The following is a 21,131-nucleotide window of genomic DNA, read 5'->3' on the forward strand; positions in this document are numbered from 1 at the left end:
CCCGGGAGACAGGGCGATGAATATGCTGTTACTGCTGATCGCGGCGGGAATGGGGCTGGTGGTGCAGAATCTGCTGATGGTGCGCATTACCGAAAGCGTTTCGACCATCCTCATTACGCTGGTGATCAACTCCAGCGTCGGTTTGTTGTTGCTGGTGGGGTTGCTGCTGGCCAAAAACGGTCTCGGCGCGGTGGCGGAAGTGACCGGCGCCGCCAGGTGGTGGATGCTGTTGCCGGGGCTGTTGGGATCGCTGTTCGTGTTCGCCGGCATTTTGGGTTACCAGAAGCTGGGGGCGGCAGCGACCATCTCGATCCTGGTCGCCAGCCAGCTGTGCATGGGGCTGTTGGCGGACGTCTACCGCGCCGGCCCGGCGGCGCTGCGTGAGAATCTGCCGGCGCTGGTCGGCGCCTTATTGCTGGTAGCGGGCGCTTATCTGGTGGCGAAACGCAGCTTTTGACGGCGGCTGAAAGGCAAAAAGCCCGCTCGGGTTTCCCTGAGCGGGCTTCTCTAAATTTGGCTCCTCTGACTGGACTCGAACCAGTGACATACGGATTAACAGTCCGCCGTTCTACCGACTGAACTACAGAGGAATCGTTGGAACGGGGCGAATAATAGCGGGGCGGTTGCGGCTTGTAAAGCGTGAAAACGCCCGATGCGTTCGTTTGCTGCAAGATTGCCCAACCTGCTGCTTTTTCTCGCTTTTGTCGCTTATCCCGCGCGCAGCGCAGTCGAATTGCCCGTTGATCGGCGCCGTTGCCTGCCGATGGTGCAACGGTTGCCCTGCGCGGTGGCGCGCGCCGCCCGGCGAACGGCCATTTACCGCCTTGTACCCCGCTTCCACGGCCGTTTACCGACTCTGGCCTGGATCTTGCTGTGATTGCATGACCGGATTTCGGCATTCTCAATTTAGCGGCTCGCTGGAGGCACTATGAATTTCAGACGTCTGAAGTACTTCGTGAAAATCGTCGATATCGGCAGCCTGACCCAGGCGGCGGAGGTGTTGCACATCGCCCAGCCGGCGCTCAGCCAGCAGTTGGCGACGCTGGAAGGGGAGCTGAAGCAGCAGCTGCTGATCCGCACCAAGCGCGGGGTGCAGCCGACCGAGGCCGGCAACATTCTGTATGCCCACGCGCAGACCATTCTGCGCCAGTGCGAACAGGCGCAGAGCGCGGTCAACAGCGCCGGGCAGGCGATGAGCGGCCAGGTGTCTCTCGGGCTGGCGTCGGGCAGCACTGCGGCGCAGTTGGCGCTGCCGCTGTTGCAGACCCTGCGCGATCAGCAGCCGGGCATCCTGCTCAGCCTGCATGAAAACGGCGGCGCGGCGTTGGCCGGGCAGGTGGCTAACCAGACGCTGGACATGGCGATGGTCTACGGCGCCAAAATGCCCGCCGGTCTGCACGCCATCGCATTGATGCGGGAAGATCTTTATCTGGTGGCGACGCGCGCGGTGCCGCATCCCGGCAACAGCGTCGAGCTGCTGGACGTGGCGCGGCTGAACCTGTTCCTGCCGCGCGAGGGCGATGCGGTGCGCAACCAGCTGGAGGAGGCGATGGCGCTGCGCAAGCTGGCTGCCAACGTGGTGGGGGAGATCGAATCCTCGGGCGCGCTGAGCGCCGCGATCGCCAGCGGGTTGGGGGCGACCGTGCTGCCGGAATCGGTGGCGCGCGCGATGATCGGCCCGGCCAAGGCCTGGATGGCGCGCATCAATGCGCCGACGATGTCGGTGCCGCTGTCACTGTGCATGTCCAGCCAACAGGGGCTGTCCGCCCCGGCGCTGCTGGTGAAAGACCTGTTGCTGTCGCTCGCCGGCGGCCGCAGCCAGGAGAAGCGCGCGCTGGCGCTGGTGCGTTGAGGAAAAAACGGCCCGCCGCAGCGGGCCTGGCACCGTTAGCGGAACGGCGGTTCGTTGAAGGTGCGCAGCTTGCGCGAGTGCAGGCGATCGCCCTCGGCGCGCAACAAATCGATGGCGCAGATGCCGATCTGCAGGTGCTCGGAGATCGCCCCTTCGTAGAAGCGGTTGGCCTGGCCCGGCAGTTTGATCTCGCCGTGCAGCGGTTTGTCGGAGACGCACAGCAGCGTGCCGTACGGCACCCGGAAGCGATAACCCTGAGCGGCGATGGTGGCGCTCTCCATGTCGACCGCCACCGCGCGGCTGAGGTTGAAGCGGCGCGCCGAAGCGGAGTAGCGCAGCTCCCAGTTGCGATCGTCGGTGGTGACCACCGTGCCGGTGCGCAAACGCTGTTTGACCTCTTCACCGGGCATGCCGCTGACCATCTTGGTGGCGTCGTACAGGGCGCGCTGCACCTCGGCGATGCTCGGGATCGGGATATCCGGCGGCAGCACCGCATCCAGCACGTGATCGTCGCGCAGATAGGCGTGGGCCAGCACGTAATCGCCGATCTTCTGGCTTTCGCGCAGGCCGCCGCAGTGGCCGATCATCAGCCAGGCGCTCGGGCGCAGCACCGCCAGGTGATCGCAGATGGTTTTGGCGTTGGATGGGCCGACGCCGATGTTGATCAGCGTGATCCCTTGGCCGGTGCGCGAGATCAGGTGATAGGCCGGCATCTGGTGGTTTTTCCACGCCAGATCGGACACCGCCTGTTCGGGCGCGCTGGTTTCCGGCGTGATGTAGGTACCGCCGGCGCTGGAGAGCGCGATGTACGGGCTGGCCGGATCGGCGATCTGCGCGCAGGCCCAGCGCACGAACTCGTCCACATAGCGGGTGTAGTTGGTGAACAGCACGAACGGCTGGAAATGCTCCACCGGCGTGCCGGTGTAGTGCCGCAGACGCGCCAGCGAGAAATCCGCGCGCAGCGCATCGAAATGCGACAGCGGGAAATGATTGTCGGTGGCGTGGTACAGGCCGTCGGCGGTCTCGTCACCGATCTGCGCCAGCTCGGTGGTGGGGAAATGCTGCGCGATGCCGGCGCTCATTGAGCGATCGAGCGCCAGGCTGGAACCGTCGATGACATAAGGGAACGGGATCTCCTGCTGCGACGGCGCCACTTCGATATGGGCGGCGTAATCGTGTTCCAGCATCGCCAGCTGTTCGGCCAGATAGTGGCGGAACAGCTGCGGCCGGGTCACGGTGGTGCTGTAGCTGCCGGGATGGGTAAAGCGGCCGAAGGCGCGGGTTTTGCTCGGGCCGGATTGCTGCCCGTCCCAACTGACGCGCAGTTCGGGATACACGAACAGCCCGGCGGCGCGCGCCTGCGGGTCCGGCAGTGTGCCGTGGCTGATAAAGTCACTGACCGCCTGCCGCAGCGCGTCTACCGCGGCGTCATACAGGGCTTCCAGTTGATCGAGTGCCTGATCGGCGCTGAGGCCGCTGCGAGGTGGGGCATAGCTCATACTTTCTCCTTGGATGTCCCGGCTCTGTGGCGGGGTTGCGGCGTTTTACCGTCACAGGTTAGCCGAAGAAGGGCGTAAAAGCTTGGTCGAAATGACGGGCGCGGCAAAGAAAATACCGCGCCCGTGAAGGCGGGGGATCAGGAGGCGGGAGCGGCCGCTTCGACCTTCAGCGACACCAGGCCGATGCCCAGCTTCTTCGGCGTGAAGCCGCCGCTGGCGCTCTCTTTTGGCTCGGTCGGCACCGGCGGGGTAATGCTGATCTTCTGCGCGCCGCGCGGGTTGTCGAAGCGCAGGGTGACGGTGCTGTCCTGTTCACCGAGCGACACGAAGCGCTCTTCGTCGCCGACGCGCACCGAAATCGGTTCGCCGACGTTGTTGCCGTAGGCGCGGGCGCGCAGCACCAGATCGAAGCGCTTCGGCAGCGGATCGACGTAATCGATGTCGACCGCCGGCGCCAGATTGGCGTCGGACCAGCGGCCCCATTCCTCGACGGCGGAGACGCCGGTGATGGCTTTCACCTGTTCCGGCATGCCGGGCAGCATGAACTCGATGGCGTCCGCCCGGTATTTCACCGCCGCGTCGTCCACCTGCAGGCGGGCGACGGCGTTTTGGTAATCGGCGACGCTGTCCGTCGCCGGGCCGGTGAAGTTCACCTTGCCGTTGAAGCGTTCGCCGCTGGCCTGCGCGATCTGCGGCGGCGAGGCCAGGGTGCCGGAGGCCACGCAGATGTCGGTGCTCAGCGCCAACTGCGGCGCCCAGACCCGGCCGATCTCGTAGCATTTATCGACCCAGACGAATTTCTCCCCCGCCCCCAGCCCGGCCAGCTGCTTGCGCAGCGGGGTGGAGAGGTAGACGTTGAACATCGGTTCGATGCGGTTGTCGCCCACCCGCAGGATGAACGGCACCTTGTAGGTGACGCCGGAGAAGCTGAAGCTGCGTTGACGCGTATCCACGCTGTAGTCGCTGATGCGGTTCGGCAGGCCCCACTGATTGATCACCGCCGGTTTCCAGCCGTTGATCTTCTCTTCGATATTCAGGAACACCGTGGACAGCGACGGCGCCGACAGGCTGCTGCGGCCAAGGCCGATGTAGTTGTCGCCGCCCATCACGTCCAGCACCGTGGCGCCGTTGTCCAGCGTGCTGCGCTTCTCGTTGCGCTGTTCCGCCAGCGGCCGGGTGCCGTCGATGATGAAGAACAGGTTGCGGCGCTTCTGTTTGGTCAGGATGTCGTAGGCGGTGTTGTTCATCGCCAGATGATCGGAGGACACCACGATCACGGTATTGCTGAAATAGGGCGAGCGTTTGATCTTGTCGATCAGCGCGGCGATGTGTTGCTGGCTGCAGGCCACCGCGCTCAGCGAGCGGTTTTCCTTGTTCTGCCAGGCGTAGCTTTTCTTGCTGCAGCCGGCGGAGATAAAGCCGTCCGGGTGATGGGTATCGACGGTCAGGGTGAACAGCGAGAACGGCTGGCGCTGTTTGGACAGCTCGACGAACTTGCCGTACACCACGTCCAGCACGCTGTCGTCGTACCAGCCCCAGTCATTTTTGTAGCTCGGATCGGCGACCCGATCGCGCAGCTCTTTGAAGCCGTATACATGGTCGAAACCGTGGGATTTCAGGAAGGTGTCTTTACCGGCGAACGCCAGCTCGGCGCCCTGATAGAAATAGTTGCTGTAGCCGGCGGCCTTCAGCACATCGCCCAGGCAGACGTTCTCCGGGTAGAAGGTGGAGACCGCGCTGGAGGCGTTGCCGTCGAAGGGCGCGAACAGCGGAATGCCGCACTGCGAGGCGACCATGCCGGCGATGGTGTAGCCGGTGCCCGGCAATTGCTGGGTATTGCTGAAATCGATGCTGTCCGTGCGCAGGGCGTTCAGCTCGTCGGCCAGGCCGGGAAACAGCTCGGTATCGAAGTAGGTGCGCTCCAGACTCTCGGCATAGATGTACACCAGGTTTGGCCGTTTGCCCTGCACGGTCTTTTTCGGCGCCTTGTAGTAGGTGGTGAAATCGGCGGTATCGCCGACGATCTGGCTCTTGACCAGCAGCGAGATGTCTTGAAACGCCGGGGTGGTGCCGACAGAAAACAGCGCCAGCAGCACGGCGACGACGCTGTAAGCCACGCTGCTGCCTTTGGCCTTGCGGCGCAGCAGGCTGCGGGCCAGCACGGCGAAAATCACCCCCAGCGCCGCCAGCAGGCTGATAAACGGCAGCACGTATTTGCTGATGCCCGCGCCTTTGAGGCTGCTGGTGACGGTGTAGATCACCGCATCGGTGATGCCGTCGCCGGTGAAGTAGTTGCTGGCGATCAGGATGACGTTCAGCACCAGATAGCTGCCGAGCAGCGTCAGCAGAATGGCGAACCACCAGCGGTTGGCGGCGGCCCGGGTGCGATAAATCAAAATCGACGCCAAAAAGAGAACAAACGAAACGACTGCTAAAACCATCCGCCAAACCTTGTCTGATTGAAATAAAACCGTTGCTGCCCTGGTTTGCGCCGCCGAGCGTGCCGCGGCGCGAAAAGTGAAGGGTATAGCCTATTGCCGGCGGCGGAACAACGCGCGATCTCCCGCTACGGCCGACGAGCGGCGGCTATTGTACATTTTTATGACAATAGTGTGACGTTAATCACGCCGACGGCGGCCGCGGCGGCGAAAGCTTGCTGGTCGGAGGTTTCGCTCTACGCTTAATGAGCGCCACGACGGTGCATCCATCAGCCATTCAGGAGGAAGTATGCAGACAATCCCCGCAGCGGTACTCGACGATCTGGCCCCGCAAGGCGTGTTGCGCGCGGCGATCAACTACGGCAATCCGGTGCTGGCGCAGGCCGGGGCTGATGGCAAACCGCAAGGCGCTTCGGTGGAGCTGGCCGCCGCGCTGGCTCGCGAACTGGGCGTGGCGCTGGAGCTGGTGACCTATGACGCGGCCGGCAAGGTGTTCGCCGATCTGGAGAGCGGCGCCTGGAACCTGGCGTTTATGGCCATCGAGCCGGTGCGCGCGGCGCAGATTGCGTTCAGCGAACCCTACGTGATCATCGAGGGGACTTACCTGGTGGCGAACGACGCGCCTTACTTTGAGGTGGCGCAGCTCGACAGGCCGGAAGTGCGCATTGCGGTCGGCCAGGGGGCGGCGTATGACCTGTTTTTATCGCGCACGCTGCAGCAGGCGCAGCTGGTGCGGGCGGCAACCTCCGCCGAGGCGATCGCGCTGTTTTTCGAACGGGGGCTGGAGGCGGCGGCCGGCGTGCGTCAACCGCTGTTGGCCGCAGCGGCCGCCCATCCCGGCTACCGAGTGCTGGAGGGGCATTTCACCGCCATTCGCCAGGCGATGGCGGTGCCGCGGCAAAACACGCAGGGCGCCGCCTACGTGAACGCGTTTATCGAACGCTGCAAGGCCAATGGGCTGGTGAAGGCGGCCCTGCAGCGCAGCGGCCAGGGCGAGGTGACGGTGGCGCCGCCGGCCGCCTCGACTACCTGAACGCGTCGGGATCGTTGCCGACATTGAGGCCGCGATCCAGTTCGTTTATTGCCGAAAGTTCGGATGTCGATAGGTTAAAGTCGAAGATATCAATATTTTCCCGTATTCTTTGCGGCGTGCTGGACTTCGGCAGCGCAATGATTTGGTTTTCATACAGCCAGCGTAATACGATCTGGGCCGGCGTTTTATGCTGCTGTTCGGCAATTTTCAAGATGACGGGGTGGGTCAATATATTCTGGTTGCCGTGGCCGAGCGGGCTCCAGGCTTGAGTAACAATCCCGTGGGCGTGTAACCAATCAACGCATTCTCGTTGCTGATTAAACGGGTGAATTTGCAGTTGATTGACGGCAGGCAGAACACCGGTTTCAGTTTCCAGGCGGCATATCTGCTCGATGGAAAAGTTGCTTACCCCGATATTTTTGACTCGCCCGCTGTCACGGAGTTTTATCATGGCATTCCAGGCAGAAACGAACAGGTTTTGCCCGGATACCGGCCAGTGAATCAAATACAGATCGACATAGTCGCAACCGAGCTTGGTCAAGCTTTCGTTGAAAGCGTTCTCAACGTCATCATGCCGATCGTTCCATAACTTGGTGGTGACGAAGATATCCTCCCGGCGCACGTCTGCAGCTTTTATTGCGGTGCCCACTTCAGATTCGTTGCCATAGATTGCGGCCGTATCGACGAGGCGGTAGCCCGCATCAAGCGCGCATTGAACGGCGCAGATCAATTCATCTCCTCGCGACTGCCAGACGCCGAATCCGATGGCAGGTATCGCGTTGCCGTCATTGGTGAACAGGTGTTGTGAATTACGCATATTCATTACCCAATATGGCTGATGAATTTTAAATGTTCATGAGCAGGATTAATAAAGTGCACGTCAGAGGCTTCCCGACGAGGTGTATCGATAGATAAAAAATAAACGGGCTTGCCGTTAAAAGGTTTGATGCTGTGAACGGTGTTTCGCTTAAATATCACCATTTGGTTTTCGGCTAAAACTCTTTTTGCATCGTTGCCGGCCTGAAACTCCAGCGCACCTTCCACGATGATCAAGATTTCATCACATTGTTTGTGGTAGTGTGCGGGAACCTCGGCATAGACGCGGAACAGGCGGACGCTGCCCTGTGGCGAATCTTCAAGGTACATATCGACGATCAGAGAGTCGGCGGTGTCAGGAAAGTGTTTTTTCCTTTCTTCCAGATCAAAATATAATGCGTTCATACGGCACTCACTGTAAATGATGGGCGTGATTAACCGGTCACTGAAATAAAACATTCATGGCTCAAGCGGTGGTGTGGCTATGTTTTATCCCAGGCAGGATAATATTGCATGCGGACGAACACCATTATTCCGACGTTCCCGCATATCACTGACAGAATACTATACAAAGCGTTGAATGTTTTTTGACGGAGCGTTGAGCCGATATCAACCAAGGGAGCGATGCTGCGCTTTTATCAGCGCAATCAAAGGCCGCAATCCAGGTTGCAACTGGCGACGGCTGGGGTAGTACATCATAAAGGGGGCGCTGAGATGCGACCAATGGGGCATGACGCATTGCAATTCACCAGTGCGCAAGTGTTCATCGATTTGCATTTCCAGACAGTAGGCCAACCCCAGCCCGGCGAGCGCCGCTTTGATGATCATTGAGGTTTCACTGAAAGTATATTGCCCGTTCACCGACAACCGGCAATACGTTTCATCGTTGCCCAATTCCCATTGATAAACCGCACCGTCTCCCAATCGCATATTGATGCAACTGTGATCTTTCAACTCCGACGGCGAACCTGGCGCGCCATGCTTTGCCAGATAGGCCGGCGCTGCGGCGACAACCCATTTCAGACTGCCGGTCAAAGGAACGGCAATCATGTCCTTGGGGATGATCTCGCCATACCTGATGCCGGCGTCGAAACCTTCTTTGATGATGTCTACCTGATGGTTATTGACGGCCACTTCCAGCGCTATTTTAGGATGTGTTTGGGCGTAGCTTTCCATGACAGGGGCGATGAGCAAATCGAGCGCATCATGCGGAATATTCAAGCGAAGGTGGCCAATGGGTTCATCGCGATACTGTTCCAGCGTCGATAGGGCGGATTTGATGTAGTCGAATCCCCGATCGAGTTCGGTTACCAGTGCCATGCCTGCCGGGGTAGGAACGACCGAGCGGTTGGTTCTGTTCAACAGCTTTACGCCGAGGCGCTCTTCAAGCGAACGCATGGTGTGGCTGAGCGCCGAAGTGCTGACGCCGAGTTCCGCCGCCGCCAGCCGGAAACTTTTCTTTCGGCAAATGGTAGAGAACACATTGAGTTCGGCGAGTTCTGCCCGGGTGAACGTGGCCATTTTCGTCCCACTGTTTCTGTTCGAAAGGGTTTGATGATAAGCCCGGCGTACAGGGTATCGCAACCGAAGCGAACAGCCGCAGCATGCCTGCAGCGGCTGTTGCTGCTCGTTAGTCCAGCTCCACCGCGTACTGGTCTACCGGGGTGATTTTCTTGATCAGCTTATTGTCGAACAGAAATTGTTCGTATGCCTGGTAGCGCGCGCGATCCAACTTGGCCGGATCGCGGGCGAACAGCGGCAGGCTGGCTTGCCACGCCTGTTTGTTCAGCTCGGTATTCAGCTCCGGGTGCGCCTTGGCGAACGCCAACCAGGTGTCCTGCGGGTGCGCGTGCAGGTAGTCGCTGCCTTGCTTCAGCGCGGCGAGGAATTTGCGGATTTTCGGCTCGTTCACCGCATCTCGGTTGGCGACGATGATTAGCTCGTCGTAGGCCGGCACGCCGTAATCTTCGACGTTGAACACCACCGGTTCTTTACCCTGCAGCTTGAGCTCCAGCGCTTCGATGTTGCGGTAGCCGCCGATCACCGCATCGACCTGGCCCGCCAGCAGGGCGCTGGTCAGCTGGAAGTTGACGTTGATGAGCTTGATATCCTGCGGTTTGAGATGCTCGTGTTCGACCATGGTGGCCAGCGTCGCCTGTTCGATGCCGCTGACCGAGTAACCCACCGTTTTGCCTTTGAGATCCGCCGGCGAGGTGATGTTTTTATCCAGCGCGATCACCGTATTCAGCGGCGTGTTGATCAGCGTGCCGACGCGCATCAGCGGCAGGCCCTGATCGGCGAAGAAATGCAGCTGCGGCTGATAGGTGATGGCGAGGTCGGCCTGTTTGGCGGCCACCAGCCGCGGCGGCAGCGCCGGATCGGACGGCGGCACGATCTTGACGTCCAGCCCTGCGGCCTTGAAGGCGCCGATCTGCTCGGCCACCATAATCGGCGCGTGATCGGGGTTGATGTACCAGTCGAGCACCAGCGTCAGCTTGTCGGCCGCGCCGGCCTGGCCGGTGATGGCGGCGCCGAGCAACAGCCCGCAGACGGTTTGTTTGATCATGGTCGTTCCTTTATCCCTGGTTATGGTTGCAATCATCAGTCGTTTTCCGGCGCCCAGGCGATCAGGCGCCGCAGCAGCGCATCCACCGCGGCCCACAGCAGCACGGTCATCAGCACCAAAATAAACAGTGCGGCGAAGCAGACGTCGGTCTGCATGCGCGCATTGGCGTTCAGCATCACATAGCCCAGCCCTTCGGCCGAGCCGACCCATTCGCCGATGATGGCGCCGATGGGCGCGACGGCGGCGGCCATGCGCAGGCCGGAGCCGAAGGCCGGCAGCGCCGCCATCAGCCGCACGTGCCGCAGCTGCGCCCAGCGCGAAGCGCGCATCGTGCGCGCCAGATCGAGGTAGTCGTTGTTGACCCGGCGCAGCCCGTCGAAAAAGGCCGACACCACCGGGAAGAAGATCACCAGCACCGCCATCGCCACCTTGGCGCTCATGCCGAAGCCGAACCATAGCACCAGCAGCGGGGCCAGGGCGAACACCGGTATCGCCTGGCTGGTGAGCACCAGCGGCATCAGCCAGCGCTGCAGGCGCGGCGAGAAAATCATGCACAGCGCCAGCGCCGCGCCGAGCAACACGCCCAGAACCAGCCCGCTGACGATTTCCGAAGCGGTGACCAGCGTGTGCCAGGCGAGATAGCCGCGCCCGTCCCACAGCGCCTGCGCCACTGCGCCCGGCGTGGGCAGCAGAAAGGCCGGGATGCCGCTTTGCGCCGCCAGCCACCACAGCAGCAGCAGGCCGACGAATACCGTCAGCCCGCGCCGCAGGCGGGTGAGTCCACGCTCTTGGGCACTATTCATTGTGCTGCCCTCACCAGCTGCAGCAGCAGCTCGGCCTGGCTTTTCAGCAGGTCGGCGTCATCCGGCGCGCGCGGCGGTAGCCCGCTGATGCGATGAGTATCGTCGAGGCCCAGCGGCCAGGGCGACAGCACCAGCAGCCGGTGGCTCAGGCGGCAGGCTTCCATCGGATCGTGGGTGATCAACAGCACGGTATTTTGCGCCAGCAGCTCGGCGGCCAGGCTCTGGATCTCGGCGCGGGTAATGGCGTCCAGCGCGGAAAAGGGTTCGTCCATCAGCACGATCGGCTGGCGTTCGTAGAGCGTGCGGGCGATGGCGGCGCGCTGGCGCATGCCGCCGGACAGCGAGGCTGGCAGGCTGCGGCCATGCGCGGCCAGGCCCACGCGCTCCAGCAGGTGCGCCGCCCACGCCCGATCCGGCGTTTCGCCGCGCAGCCGCGAACCGAGGGCGACGTTCTCCTCGATGGTCAGCCACGGGTAAAGCAGATCTTTTTGCCCCATGTAGGCGATGCGCCCGGCGATCGGCAGGCCGTCGCTGCCGGTCACCGAACCAGAGCTGGCCTGCGCCAGGCCGGCGATGATCTTCAGCAGGCTGGTTTTGCCGGCGCCGCTGGCGCCGAGCAGGGCGACGAAGCTGCCGCCGGCGATGTCGAAGCTCAGCCGGTCGAAGACGATGTGCTGACCGAAACGCAGGCTGAGATCCCGCACCTGGATACCGGGCGTGAGAAGCGGGGAGGTCATGAGGCGTTCAGCCCCATCTGCCAAAATGCCGACTCCAGTTGGGTGGCGGTGGTGAAAATCTGCGCCAGCTCGGTGAAGCGATCCTGTGCGCCGCGCTGGCGGCCGACGGTTTCCAGCAGTTCGATGGCGGCGCGCACGCCGGCCAGATAGCCCTCGTCGCCGTAGTTGCGGATCCAGGAGGCGTAAGGATTGCCCTCCATCTGGGTGGCGGGATCGTGCAGCAGCCGCAGGCCGATTTCGGCATAGCCGGCCACGCAGGGCAGCAGACCGGCCAACAGATCGAGGGCGTCGCCGGCATGGCCGATGTCCAGCACGTAGCGGGTATAGTTCATGGTTTCCGCCGCCTCCGGCTGGGCGGCGATCTGCGCTTCGCTCAACCCCCATTCGGCGCAGTAGGCCACGTGCAACGGCAGCTCGGCGACGATGCCGTTGAGCGAGGCGGTGGCGGCGCGCATCTCCGGCAGGGTGCGCAGCTTACTGACCAGCAGCGCGTAGGCGCGGGCGAAGTGCAGCAGGAACAGATAGTCCTGGGTCAGGTAGCGGCGAAAAGCGCGTTCAGGCAAGGTGCCGGCGGCCAGCTGCTGCAGAAACGGGTGATCGACGTAGTCCTGCCAGTGGCTGCCGGCATGGTGGCGCAACCGGCCGTAAAGACCGCTTTCGAACAGGGTGGTGATGGACATGGGACCTCCTTGAGTCAGTGGAGATCCGGGCACGCTGAGGTATGAACAGGCAACGGGTGATCGCGTTGTTGCCTAACCGTCCCTTCGCTGGCATGACCCAGATCAGGTTCAAAGGGTTCGGCTTGCGCCATCTCAGCCCGTAACAGGACACCCCTCGGAGCTGCCTGTTATACGACATTTGTTTTTTGATTACAATCGCCGGGCGGCGCGGCGGCAATCGGTTCGTTTAGTGCGATCGGGGGCGATTTTGCTGGCGCAAGGCGCGCGGTTTTTGTCACTGTAGGCCGATGATTTTGCCTTTGAGGACGATGCCCGATGAAAAAGATTGGTTTTCTCTCGTTTGGCCACTGGACGCCTTCCGCCCAGTCCGGCACCCGTTCCGCAGCGGATGCGCTGCTGCAGTCCATCGATCTGGCGGTTGCCGCCGAAGATCTGGGGGCGGACGGCGCCTATTTTCGCGTGCACCACTTCGCGCGTCAGCTGGGATCGCCGTTCCCGCTGCTGGCCGCCATCGGCGCCAAAACCCAACGTATCGAGATCGGCACTGGCGTGATCGACATGCGCTATGAAAATCCGCTGTACATGGTGGAGGACGCCGGCGCGGCGGATCTGATCGCCGGCGGGCGGCTGCAGCTCGGCATCAGCCGCGGCTCGCCGGAGCAGGTGATCGACGGCTGGCGCTATTTCGGTTACGCCCCGGCCGAGGGCGAAACCGACGCTGACATGGCCCGTCGCCATACCGAAGTCTTTCTGGAAGCGCTGCGCGGCGAAGGGTTCGCTGAACCCAATCCGCAGCCGATGTTCCCCAATCCGCCCGGGCTGTTGCGGCCGGAGCCGTTTTCCGCCGGGCTGCGCGACCGCATCTGGTGGGGCGCCGGTTCGAACACCACCGCCGTCTGGGCGGCGAAGCTGGGCATGAACCTGCAAAGCTCGACGCTCAAGAATGACGAGACCGGCGAACCCTTCCATATCCAGCAGGCCAAGCAGATCCGCGCCTATCGCGCCGCCTGGCAAGAGGCCGGCCATGCGCGCGAGCCGCGGGTTTCCGTGAGCCGCAGCATCTTTGCGCTGGTGGATCAGCGGGATCGCAATTACTTCGGCGGCAGCGGCAAAGAGGGCGATCAGCTGGGGTATATCGACGCGCAGACCCGGGCGATCTTCGGCCGCAGCTATGCCGCTGAGCCGGACGCGCTGATCGAGCAGCTGGCGCAGGACGAGGCCATCGCCGAAGCGGATACGCTGCTGCTGACCGTGCCTAACCAGCTGGGCGTGGATTATAACGCCCACGTTATCGAATCGATTTTAACCCATGTCGCGCCGGCGCTCGGCTGGCGCTAAACGGAGGAGTGGCATGTCACGCATTTTCATTACCGGTTCGGTCGATGGGCTGGGCCGCGCCGCCGCGCAAACGCTGTTGGCGGAAGGGCATCAGGTGATCCTGCATGCGCGCGCCCCCGGCCGTCTGGAGGCGGTGCGCGATCTGCTGGATCAGGGCGCGCAGGCGGTGATTGGCGATCTGTCCGAGGTGCAGCAGATCCGGCAGGTCGCCGAGCAGGTGAATCGTCTTGGCCGCCCGAATGCGGTGATCCACAACGCCGGCATGTTCACCGGGCCGCAGGTGATGCCGGTGAACGTGATGGCGCCCTATCTGCTGACGGCCCTGATCGAACGCCCCGATCGCATCGTCTACCTGAGCAGCAGCATGCACTTTGACGGCGTAGCGGAACTGAACGGCGTGGACTGGCTTGGCGGCGCAGCCGGCTCCTATTCGGACAGCAAGCTGTTCGTCACCGCGCTGGCCGCCGCCGTGGCGCGCCTGTGGCCCGGCGTCATCAGCAGCGCGGTCGATCCCGGCTGGGTGCCGACCAAAATGGGCGGCGCGGATGCGCCCGACGATCTGGCGCTGGGACACGTGACGCAGGCGTGGCTGGTGAGCAGCGATGAACCGCAGACACTGGCGTCCGGCGGCTATTGGCACCACCAGCAGCGGTTTGAACCTCACGCGGCGGTGCACGATGAGGCGTTTCAAACGGCGCTGCTGGCGCAATTGGCGCGCGCCGGCGGGGTGAACCTGCCGCAGACTTGATGGCCGTTCCTTCCTGGCCCGTCGGTGATTATCGGCGGGCTTTTTTATACCCGCAGGGTGAACCGACGGGGCTTTTCTTATACAGTGGTTGCCTGGCCTGTTTTGATTGTTATTTATATTATCGCCATGCACTCATTCCTGATTATTGTCCCTGAAGGGGGCATGCTGTTCGAAGCGGCGGGCATCGCCGATATCCTGATGCAGGCCAATCGCCTGAGCCCTGCCGAGACGCCGCTGTATCAGATCGCGGTCGCCACCACGCAATCTCACCGGGTGGTGCACGGCCTGTCCGGGCTGAGCCTGTTGGCCGATCATCGCCTGGCGGATCTCGATCCGGCCCTGCCGCGCGATACCGTGATCGTCGCCGGCAAGGGGGCGACCGAAGAAGAGGGTGCTCTGGTCGCCGATTGGCTGCGCCGCGCGGCGCCGCAGGCGCGCCGTATCGCTTCCGTTTGCGGTGGCGCACTGCTGCTGGCCGAAGCCGGGTTGCTGGACGGGCGGCGGGCGACCACCCACTGGCGGCTGGCGGAAACGCTGCAGGCGCGCTTCCCGCGGGTGCAGGTCGAAAACGGCCCAATCTACGTGCAGGACGGGCCGATCTGGACCTCCGGCGGCGTCAGCTCCGGCTTCGATCTGACGCTGGCGCTGGTGGAGGATGATTACGGCTTCGTGCAGGCGCGCGAAGTGGCGCAGGATCTGGTGATGTTTCTGCGTCGCCCCGGCGGGCAGGCGCAGTTCAGCCGCTACCCGCTCAACCAGGCCAAATCGCCGGGGCCGATCCGTGACCTGCAATCCTGGATCCTGGAAAACCTCGCTGACGATCTCAGCGTCGATCGGTTGGCCGAGCGCGTGGCGATGAGCCCGCGCAACTTTACCCGGGTGTTCACCCGCGAGACGGGCATTTCTCCCGCCAAATTCGTTGAAGAGGGGCGGTTGCATACCGCCAGGCAGCGCCTCGAACAGAGCGCGGAAGGTATCGAGCAGATTGCCTTAGCCACCGGCTTCGGCAACGGCCTTAACCTGCGGCGGGTGTTTGAGCGCAAACTGCAGCTGACCCCGAGCGAATACCGCGAACGCTTTCATGCGCGCAATTTGGCGTAAATTGATTGGTAAACGTCATTTACGCCGCTTCTGGTCGGCGCTAGATTTTAGGCAAAGTCCACAAATGAGGAGTGCATCATGGTGAGAGTAGGCATTAACGGCTTCGGCAGGATCGGGCGCAACGTGCTGCGCGCGGCGCTGGGGCGCAGCGATTTTGAAGTGGTGGCGATCAACGATCTGACCGACAGCAAGACGCTGGCGCACCTGCTGAAATACGACACGCTTTCCGGCACGCTGGCGGCCAGGGTGGAAGCCGGCGACAACCAGCTGCTGCTGGACGGCCGGCCGATTCAGGTGTTTTCACAGCGCGATCCCGCCGAGATCCCCTGGAGCAGCGTGGGCGTGGACGTGGTGATCGAAGCGACGGGCTTCTTTACCGATAAAGCCAAGGCGGAAGTGCACATCACGCACGGCGGCGCCAAGCGGGTGATTATCTCGGCGCCGGCCAAGAACGACGACATCACCATCGTCATGGGGGTTAACGACCAGCTCTACGATCCGGCGCTGCATAAGGTGGTCAGCAACGGCAGCTGCACCACCAACGGGCTGGCGCCCGCCGCGCAGGTATTGCATCAGGCGTTTGGCATCGAATACGGCTTGATGAATACCACGCATGCCTATACCAACAGCCAGGCGCTGCACGATCAGCCGGAAAAAGATCTGCGCGGCGCGCGGGCGGCGGCGGAATCGATCGTGCCTTACTCCAGCGGCGCGGCCAAGGCGCTCGGCAAGGTGATCCCCGAACTGGACGGCCGCCTGACCGGTTATTCGCTGCGGGTGCCGGTGCCGGTGGTTTCCATCGTCGATCTGACGGTGACGCTGAAACGCCCGGCGACGGTGGAGGAGATCAACGCCGCTTTCCGCGCGGCGGCGGCGTCCGGCCCGCTGAAAGGGATCCTGGGGTACAGCGATGAACCGCTGGTGTCGAGCGACTATCGCGGCGATGCGCGTTCGTCGATCATCGACGGCCTGTCCACGCTGGTGATCGGCGGCAACCTGGTGAAAGTGCTCGCCTGGTATGACAACGAATGGGGCTTCTCCAACCGCTTGGTCGATCTGGCGCTGCTGATGGAACAACGCGGGCTGTAAACGCCCAACAGCAAAAAGCCCGCTTAAGTTTCCTTAAGCGGGCTTCTCTAAATATGGCTCCTCTGACTGGACTCGAACCAGTGACATACGGATTAACAGTCCGCCGTTCTACCGACTGAACTACAGAGGAATCGTGTGAACGGGGCGCATCATATCCAGCGGCTCCGGGTGTGTCAACGCTAAATTGCCCCAGGCGGTGCGACTGCTCGGTATCTGAGCAATGTGCCCGTCAATCAGCCCATTGCGCGTCGTTTTCCGCCTGGTCTCGCAGCAGGCGCGCCAGCGGATCCTGGCGGTAGAAGCGGCAAAAGTGCTGATACAGCGCCGGGAAGCGTTCGGCCAGCAGTTCGGGAGCGCTGAAGAAATACTCCGACAGCACGGCGAAGCACTCGGCCGCATCGGTGGCGGCGTAGGCATCCATGCTGGCGGCCTCTTCGCCGACCATGTCGATCTCGTCCTGCAGGCTTTCCATCGCGGCGTGCAGATCGTGTTCCCAGGCAGCCACCTCGCGCAGCGGGATCGGCGGCACGCCTGTGGCGACGCCGCCGTTGCGCATATCCAGCTTGTGCACCGCTTCGTGGATCACCAGGTTAAAACCGGAAAGATCGAAAGAGTCCTGCACGTCTTGCCAATTGAGCACGATCGGCCCCTGTTCCCAGCTTTGGCCTGACTGCACCACCGGCCCCGAGTGCACCAGGCCGATCTCGTCCTGCCATTCGTCTTCCACCACGAACGGGGTGGGGTAGAGCAGGATTTCGTTGAAGCCGTCGAGGCACTCCGCGCCGAGCTCCAGCACCGGCAAGGCGAACAGCAGGGCGATGCGCGCCTGCATTTGTGAAGTGAGCTGCAGCCCCTGCAGCGGTACGATGCGCTTTTGCTGCAAAATCTGCCCGGCGACGGCCACCAGCTGCTGCCGCTCCTGCTCATCCAGCGGCGAGAGCAGCGGGATCGCCAGCGCGTCCTGCCACTGGGCCTGAATGTCTGCCTGGGGTTGAGAGGGTTGAGTCGCTTTCCACGGCCATTTAATCATCAGGTTGCTCGTAAAGTCATCACTTGAACGTTCGGCTGCATGCTAGTGCTGTAAAAATGCCGCAAAAGCGGGCATGATAGCAAGCGTTGTCAGGAGAGATGCCGGAGCGGCTGAACGGACCAGTCTCGAAAACTGGAGTAGGGGCAACTCTACCGGGGGTTCAAATCCCCCTCTCTCCGCCATTATTCAATCACTTACGAATAAATCTTTCAACGATCCCCATCACAGATAGCGCTGACTTGGCGCCAAATCATTGAACGACAATCCACTGCCTGCCGTTGATTTTCAGCGTGTATTCGTGCGCCATATTGGCATTTCGTCATCTGAAGCTTGCCCGACTTTCACGCTTCCAGCGCGCTGTGAATATAGCGTTGCGGCGACACGCCCAGTTTTTTGCGAAACATGGCGATGAACGCGCTAGGGCTGGCGTAACCCAGTTCGTGGGCCAGTTGACCCACGGCCACGCCGCGCGCCAGATTGCATACTGCCTCCAGCAGGCGAATTTGCTGGCGCCATTCGGAAAAGCTCAGCGCGGTCTCTTCGCGGAACAGCCGGGCCAGGGTGCGTTCGCTGGCGCCGACCTTTTTTCCCCACCAGGCGAGCGTTTCGCCATGGCCCAATTCACGGCACAAAGCATCGCATACCTGGCGCAGGCGCCGGTCGCTTGGCAGGGTCACGTGACACAGTTGGCCTGTTTGCATGCGTTGAAACTCATCGCTCAGCAGATTTTGAATGAGCGTAAGCCGTTCGGCGGAAATGGCGTTTTCAAGCCCGGCGGCAATCAGGGGATGCAACAGGGGAGTGGCGCTCAGCCCCTGAGGGCGTGCGCCATAGCGGCGAGAAAAGGGCGGTGTAAAGTAGATGTTGTGCGTCACGACGTCATTGATGGCTTCCAAACCGTGCGGTGTGCCGCTGGGGAGCCAAATGGCACGGCCCGGCGAGAGCAGCCAGATATGCTGCGCGGTGGCGATTTTCGCCACGCCGCGCAGCGGCAAAATCAGCTGCCCCTGCTCATGCTGATGGACGGGCTCTTGGCTGCCGGGGCTGTAGCGCAGCTGACGCAGGCCTTCAATACCGTGATGGGATGTCATTTTTACCTGCCTCTGTCCGGTTCTCACCATTTGTGCCTATTGCTGCGATAACGGACAACGTTTGTCCGTCTGGCGACATCCTGACTGTCAGTAGCGCCATTCTGCCATGAACGGGCTTCTCTTTTAAAGTTGAATAATTATCATTTCCATAAAATTCTACTAACAGTCGGAAAGGCGATGAGACAGATGGGCAAATTTTTCAGGGAAAAACCGTTGAAAGTGCTGGTATATACGATAATCGCAGGCTATAGCGGGCAAGCCTTTACCGCGGATGGCGGGCAGAATACCGCAAAAGAAGAGACCCTGGTGGTGAGCGCGGCGGCGTCTCAGGATCAGGATGACGAGAGCACGCTGGTGGCGCACGGCGCCGCCTCCGCGACGAAGTCAAACCAGCCGATTAGCCGCACTTCACAGAGCATCTCGGTGGTGACGCAAGCGGAGATTGACGCGCAAGCGGCGAAAAACGTCCCGCAAGCGCTGCGCTATGTTTCCGGCGTCAACTCGGAGAGCGCCGGGCCGGATACTCGTTTCGACACCATCATCGTGCGCGGTTTTGAAGCCGACGAATACCTTGATGGCCTGCGGCTGCCGCGCGAAGCGTGGTGGAGCCGTCCGGCGTGGGATCCGTTCCTGCTGTCGCGTATCGAAGTGGTCAAAGGCCCTTCCTCGGTACTGTATGGCCAGGCGAATCCCGGCGGGATCGTCAACCTGGTCAGCAAAACGCCGCAGGCGACCCCGTCCGGTGAGGTTTATGTCAGCGCGGGCAACGAAAACCAGTTTGGCGCCGGCGTCGACGCCACCGGGCCGCTGAACGATAACGGCACGCTGTTGGGGCGCGTGGCGGGGACCTTTTTTGATACCAAAACCCAGGTCGATCACACCCGCTATCAGCATTACGACATCGCGCCGTCGCTGACGTGGCAGCCGGATGCGCACACCAGCCTGACGATTATTTCGCAGCTGCGCAAAGATCCGGACAGCGGATTCTACAACCAGATGCCGCTTTCCGGCACCTTGACGCCCAACCCGTACGGCCACATCTCGACCCGTTTTTACGGCGGCCAGCCGGGCTTCGACAAGTACGAACGCCAGCAGGGCAGCATCGGTTACCAGTTCCGGCACGATTTCAACGATACGGTGACTTTCCGCCAGAATCTGCGTTACCTCAGCAGCACCGGCGACTATCTGATGGTCTATCCATGGGGTGTGCATGCGGATGCGCCGCTCATCGATCGCTATTCGATGAACCTGAAGGAGAGCATGACCAACTTCGCGGTGGATAACCAGGCTGAATTCCACTTTGATACCGGTCGGGTGAAACATACGCTGCTGACCGGGATCGACCGGATGCATACCTCGGTGCGCAGCCAGTCGGGCTACGGCGACGCCAGCCCGATTAACTTTCTCAATCCGGACTATAGCGTGCCGGTGGCCATACCGCCGCTCGACAGCAGTACGCACAATACGCTCGATCAAACCGGGCTCTATATCCAGGACCAACTCGAACTGGGGAGCTGGATCCTGAACCTGGCCGGCCGTTACGACGCGGCGAAAACCAAAAGTATCGATCTGCTGAACGACGCTCGTACCGAACGTAATGACTATGCAACGACCGGGCGCGCCGGGCTGCTGTACCACTTCGATAACGGATTGGCGCCTTACATCAGCTATTCCACTTCGTTTGTGCCGAGCAGCAGCAATGACTTTTACGGCCACGCCTTTAAACCGACCGAAGGCAAGCAGACGGAAGTGGGGTTGAAATACGATCCAGTCGGGCTGGATGCCTTGTTTACCCTGGCGTTGTACGACCTGCGAGAAACCAACGTGGCGACCGCCGATCCCGATCACCCGAACTTCAGTGTGCAGACCGGCGAAGTGCGCTCGCGCGGAGTTGAGCTTGATGGCCGCATCAATATCACGCCGGCGTGGTCGGTGCTGGCGTCGTACAATCTGACCGATCCGAAAGTGCTGAGTGCCAACGACGATACGCAGGGCAAGCGTCCGGTGGGCATTGCGCGCAATACCGCCAAGCTCTGGAGCCAGTATGCTTTCGACGGTGCGCTTGACGGTGTGACGCTGGGCGGCGGCGTGCGCTATGTCGGCACCAGCTACGCCACCACGGACAACGGCCTGAAGGTGCCGGCGGCCACGGTCTACGATGCGCGCGTCGGCTATCAGTGGCGCCAATGGCAGCTGGCGCTGAATGCCTCCAATCTCGGCAACAAAACCTACCTGGCTTCCTGCTCCAACAATGGCTGCGAGTACGCGCTGAAACGCCAGTACATCGCGACCCTCAGCTATAAGTGGTGA

Annotated in this window: 19 protein-coding genes, 3 tRNA genes and 1 riboswitch; of the genes, 9 read left to right on the forward strand and 13 right to left on the reverse strand. The window is 61.9% G+C overall.

All coding sequences use genetic code 11. The features are described from left to right. The first annotated feature begins 16 nt into the window (after positions 1-16). The gene (locus ACMGF7_RS16255; protein ID WP_016927118.1) at positions 17-457 is read left to right on the forward strand and encodes a DMT family transporter; all 441 of its coding nucleotides are present in this window, start codon (positions 17-19) and stop codon (positions 455-457) included. Between the two features lie 57 nt (positions 458-514). Here the strand turns inward: ACMGF7_RS16255 and ACMGF7_RS16260 are convergent. Then, positions 515-590 (reverse strand) — tRNA-Asn (locus ACMGF7_RS16260). Positions 591-928: 338 nt separating this feature from the next. Between ACMGF7_RS16260 and nac the strand changes: the two genes are divergently transcribed. Then, positions 929-1,852, forward strand: coding sequence for a nitrogen assimilation transcriptional regulator NAC (nac, locus tag ACMGF7_RS16265; RefSeq protein ID WP_049242371.1), 924 nt, complete (start codon positions 929-931; stop codon positions 1,850-1,852). 35 nt (positions 1,853-1,887) lie between these two features. On the opposite strand, the gene ACMGF7_RS16270 is transcribed toward nac, so the two are convergent. Both ACMGF7_RS16270 and opgB read right to left on the reverse strand, forming a co-directional pair. Further along, the gene (locus ACMGF7_RS16270) at positions 1,888-3,351 is read right to left on the reverse strand and encodes an AMP nucleosidase (RefSeq protein ID WP_049188250.1); all 1,464 of its coding nucleotides are present in this window, start codon (positions 3,349-3,351) and stop codon (positions 1,888-1,890) included. A gap of 137 nt (positions 3,352-3,488) precedes the next feature. After that, the gene (opgB, locus tag ACMGF7_RS16275; RefSeq protein ID WP_420286523.1) at positions 3,489-5,792 is read right to left on the reverse strand and encodes a phosphatidylglycerol--membrane-oligosaccharide glycerophosphotransferase; all 2,304 of its coding nucleotides are present in this window, start codon (positions 5,790-5,792) and stop codon (positions 3,489-3,491) included. A gap of 286 nt (positions 5,793-6,078) precedes the next feature. On the opposite strand from opgB, the gene ACMGF7_RS16280 reads away from it, so the two are divergent. After that, complete coding sequence (locus tag ACMGF7_RS16280) at positions 6,079-6,822, forward strand: transporter substrate-binding domain-containing protein (protein WP_197763426.1); 744 nt, start codon at positions 6,079-6,081, stop codon at positions 6,820-6,822. Here ACMGF7_RS16280 and ACMGF7_RS16285 read toward each other — a convergent pair. The 7 genes from ACMGF7_RS16285 to tenA all read right to left on the reverse strand — a co-directional run bounded on the left by ACMGF7_RS16285 (position 6,815) and on the right by tenA (position 12,424). Further along, a complete protein-coding gene (locus tag ACMGF7_RS16285; protein ID WP_049242565.1) occupies positions 6,815-7,639 on the reverse strand; it encodes an aldo/keto reductase in 825 nt (274 codons plus the stop codon). The genes ACMGF7_RS16280 and ACMGF7_RS16285 overlap by 8 nt on opposite strands. A gap of 5 nt (positions 7,640-7,644) precedes the next feature. Then, positions 7,645-8,043 carry a cupin domain-containing protein gene (locus ACMGF7_RS16290; RefSeq protein WP_049242564.1) on the reverse strand — a complete coding sequence of 133 codons (399 nt, stop codon included), beginning with the start codon at positions 8,041-8,043 and terminating at the stop codon, positions 7,645-7,647. A 204-nt stretch (positions 8,044-8,247) separates the two neighbouring features. Continuing rightward, on the reverse strand, positions 8,248-9,159 hold the full coding sequence (locus ACMGF7_RS16295; protein WP_049242366.1) for a LysR family transcriptional regulator: 912 nt from the start codon (positions 9,157-9,159) through the stop codon (positions 8,248-8,250). 109 nt (positions 9,160-9,268) lie between these two features. Then, positions 9,269-10,204: an ABC transporter substrate-binding protein gene (locus ACMGF7_RS16300; RefSeq protein ID WP_164095689.1), complete on the reverse strand. Its 936-nt coding sequence runs from the start codon at positions 10,202-10,204 to the stop codon at positions 9,269-9,271. 35 nt (positions 10,205-10,239) lie between these two features. Next, on the reverse strand, positions 10,240-11,007 hold the full coding sequence (locus ACMGF7_RS16305; protein WP_015378402.1) for an ABC transporter permease: 768 nt from the start codon (positions 11,005-11,007) through the stop codon (positions 10,240-10,242). Continuing rightward, complete coding sequence (locus tag ACMGF7_RS16310) at positions 11,004-11,744, reverse strand: ABC transporter ATP-binding protein (RefSeq protein ID WP_273874386.1); 741 nt, start codon at positions 11,742-11,744, stop codon at positions 11,004-11,006. Before ACMGF7_RS16310 ends, ACMGF7_RS16305 begins: the two co-directional genes overlap by 4 nt. Further along, positions 11,741-12,424, reverse strand: a complete 684-nt coding sequence (tenA, locus tag ACMGF7_RS16315) for a thiaminase II (protein ID WP_049242360.1) — start codon at positions 12,422-12,424, stop codon at positions 11,741-11,743. Before tenA ends, ACMGF7_RS16310 begins: the two co-directional genes overlap by 4 nt. Positions 12,425-12,486: 62 nt before the next feature. Next, positions 12,487-12,589, reverse strand: a riboswitch (TPP riboswitch). A 150-nt stretch (positions 12,590-12,739) separates the two neighbouring features. Here tenA and ACMGF7_RS16320 point away from each other — a divergent pair. From ACMGF7_RS16320 to gap, 4 genes are all read left to right on the forward strand, one after another. Continuing rightward, positions 12,740-13,762: an LLM class flavin-dependent oxidoreductase gene (locus ACMGF7_RS16320; RefSeq protein WP_273874387.1), complete on the forward strand. Its 1,023-nt coding sequence runs from the start codon at positions 12,740-12,742 to the stop codon at positions 13,760-13,762. A 13-nt stretch (positions 13,763-13,775) separates the two neighbouring features. Continuing rightward, positions 13,776-14,510: an SDR family NAD(P)-dependent oxidoreductase gene (locus ACMGF7_RS16325; protein WP_273874389.1), complete on the forward strand. Its 735-nt coding sequence runs from the start codon at positions 13,776-13,778 to the stop codon at positions 14,508-14,510. 126 nt (positions 14,511-14,636) lie between these two features. Continuing rightward, positions 14,637-15,611, forward strand: coding sequence for a GlxA family transcriptional regulator (locus ACMGF7_RS16330; RefSeq protein WP_004935441.1), 975 nt, complete (start codon positions 14,637-14,639; stop codon positions 15,609-15,611). 78 nt (positions 15,612-15,689) lie between these two features. Beyond that, complete coding sequence (gap, locus tag ACMGF7_RS16335; protein WP_015378397.1) at positions 15,690-16,700, forward strand: type I glyceraldehyde-3-phosphate dehydrogenase; 1,011 nt, start codon at positions 15,690-15,692, stop codon at positions 16,698-16,700. 54 nt (positions 16,701-16,754) lie between these two features. Here the strand turns inward: gap and ACMGF7_RS16340 are convergent. Next, positions 16,755-16,830 (reverse strand) — tRNA-Asn (locus tag ACMGF7_RS16340). A 99-nt stretch (positions 16,831-16,929) separates the two neighbouring features. Next, positions 16,930-17,730: a DgsA anti-repressor MtfA gene (mtfA, locus tag ACMGF7_RS16345; protein ID WP_197842708.1), complete on the reverse strand. Its 801-nt coding sequence runs from the start codon at positions 17,728-17,730 to the stop codon at positions 16,930-16,932. 92 nt (positions 17,731-17,822) lie between these two features. On the opposite strand from mtfA, the gene ACMGF7_RS16350 reads away from it, so the two are divergent. Further along, positions 17,823-17,912: transfer RNA gene (locus tag ACMGF7_RS16350), tRNA-Ser, on the forward strand. 159 nt (positions 17,913-18,071) lie between these two features. On the opposite strand, the gene ACMGF7_RS16355 is transcribed toward ACMGF7_RS16350, so the two are convergent. Further along, a complete protein-coding gene (locus ACMGF7_RS16355) occupies positions 18,072-18,821 on the reverse strand; it encodes an AraC family transcriptional regulator (protein WP_049240784.1) in 750 nt (249 codons plus the stop codon). A gap of 219 nt (positions 18,822-19,040) precedes the next feature. Between ACMGF7_RS16355 and ACMGF7_RS16360 the strand changes: the two genes are divergently transcribed. Next, positions 19,041-21,131 (forward strand): TonB-dependent siderophore receptor, encoded by a 2,091-nt coding sequence (locus tag ACMGF7_RS16360; RefSeq protein WP_273890072.1) that lies wholly within the window; start codon positions 19,041-19,043, stop codon positions 21,129-21,131.

This window comes from Serratia sp. BNK-17, from assembly GCF_048684935.1.
Lineage (GTDB): Bacteria > Pseudomonadota > Gammaproteobacteria > Enterobacterales > Enterobacteriaceae > Serratia > Serratia nematodiphila.